A 2,073-nucleotide genomic window follows, 5' to 3' on the forward strand; every position below is an offset into this window, starting at 1 on the left:
CATCTGTTCTGCAGCAAGATGGTGCTCCTGCCCTTTTATTATTGTAGCATTTTGCGCTGGGAAAACATCACCAGTGCGCTCTATCTGCAATTTCCTATCCAGATCCCGTACCAGCTTCTCAATCTCCCTTGCCGTCTCATCATCCACATAATAACGTCCACACATTTTCTTCTCCTTATCTCGACTTTCCCAGCGTTTGTTCCCTGCATTTCTTCAGCAATCTCTGGAGCCGTAAATAATCATAGGTACGAACAGGATTTTTAATCATCGCTTTAAAAGAAAACCGAAACAATATCTGATAAATGATCCCCTGACGGATACACCAGATACACAGTGCATAGGTGCTATGAATATCGCCCCTCTGAAGCAGCCGGACCAGATAAGAGATCTTCACAATATCCTGTTCTGTATATGCAGCAACTGCCACAGGAAAGCTTAGTCCTTCCATAAAAAACTGCAGTTGCTTTAATCCCTCCTCTGGAAATTTTAAAATATGCTTATTCACTATTCCTCTCCCCAACTTACCTTCCAACAATGCGACTCCGGATAATAATATAACCGAAATAGATATTCCTGATTTTCCACCACTGTACTACAGCAGAACTCCTGAATAGGAATACCACAATAAAATTTTTCTGCCTGCTTCTGTACATTAATGTGCGTAACTTTATGAATTACGCCTTCCTCATCTTGATATTTGAACATCATAGGAATTGTTCTGCCTTTGCTCGTATACCAGACAGAACAGGCAATTTCCTTCATTTTTCTTTTCAGCTCGCCCTCATCCGGTTTCTGGGTGTTCGTTCCAATCCCCATGTTCATAGATCTCTACCTCCTATTTTACCCCGATTTTCTTATAATCAACAGTCCTTTTTTCTCTTGAGATTCCACCGGACATAGGTCAATCGGACTTCCGACAAATGCCGCCCGCTTTACCGAGTCAATCCCATACCGTCCACGGATCCGGTCCACCGTTGCGTCCATTTTCTCCAGCTTTTCATAATCTGTCGTGTCAAACATATCCAACTGGCACATATTGAACCCATCCTTTACCCGGCTGGTGTGGATCCCCAGATGCCGGATGGCTGTCCCATCCCATAATTGGTCAAAAAGCTGGCAGACACAGCGATGGATCTCAATGGTAATGTTCGTAGTGTTCCGCAGCGTCATCTGGTGGCTGGCATAACGCAGGTCATGAGATTTGATTCCCACAGCAATCACTTCCGCCCGCACCTTTGCTGCCCGCAGTCTGGTTCCCACCGTCTCCGCCAACGCCAACAACACCAGCTTCGCAGTGGACGCATCCGTTACATCAAAGGCAATGGTGGTGGAGTTCCCGTATCCTTTATTGGCCGGGGCTTCAGACTGCACCACGGATACATCCATCCCATTGGCAAACGCCCAGATGACCTCCCCGTGCTTTTTCAGATGGACTTTCAGCAGATGCGGGTCCGCATGGGCCAGTTCCCCTATGGTATGGATCCCCAGGTTAAACAGCTTTTTTGCAGTCGCCCTACCCACAAAAAATAAATCACTCACCGGAAGCGGCCACATTTTATCTTCAATCTCATTATGCCACAGCGTATGCACCCGGTCTGGCTTCTGGAAATCTGATGCCATCTTGGCCAACAGCTTGTTCTCCGAGATCCCGATATTGACGGTAAATCCCAGCGTATCCCGGATTTGATCTTTCATCCTATATGCTGCCGTCACCGCATCGCCCCAGAGTCCTTCCGTACCTGTCATATCCACAAAGGCTTCGTCTATCGAGTATTGCTCTACGGTTGGAGAATACTGGCGCAAGATATCCATAAATGCCTTGGAGCACTTTTCATATAGCCCATAGTTAGGCGGAACCAGAATCAACTCCGGACATTTCTGTTTCGCCTCCAGAATAGTTTCTCCCGTTTTTATATGGAACTTTTTGGCCGGAATAGATTTCGCCAATATAATTCCGTGCCGCATTGCCATATCACCGCCAACCGCAGACACCTTTTCCCGCAGATCCTCCTTCCCGCCTAAATGGTGGAGGCGGTAAACAGCTTCCCAGCTCAGAAATGCGGAATTTACATC

3 protein-coding genes are annotated in these 2,073 nt (G+C 46.9%); all 3 read right to left on the reverse strand.

Annotated features, from left to right (window positions below):
- Positions 1-175: 175 nt before the first annotated feature.
- Entirely contained in the window at positions 176-448 is a 273-nt protein-coding gene (locus tag B5E53_RS18460; RefSeq protein ID WP_162611979.1) for a hypothetical protein, read from the reverse strand.
- Positions 449-504: 56 nt separating this feature from the next.
- A complete protein-coding gene (locus B5E53_RS18465) occupies positions 505-822 on the reverse strand; it encodes a hypothetical protein (RefSeq protein ID WP_087282359.1) in 318 nt (105 codons plus the stop codon).
- A gap of 18 nt (positions 823-840) precedes the next feature.
- A partial coding sequence (locus B5E53_RS18470; protein WP_343215690.1) for a DNA polymerase IV occupies positions 841-2,073 on the reverse strand: 1,233 nt, incomplete at its 5' end.

The organism is Eubacterium sp. An11 (genome assembly GCF_002161065.1).
GTDB classification, from domain to species: domain Bacteria; phylum Bacillota; class Clostridia; order Lachnospirales; family Lachnospiraceae; genus Anaerobutyricum; species Anaerobutyricum faecale.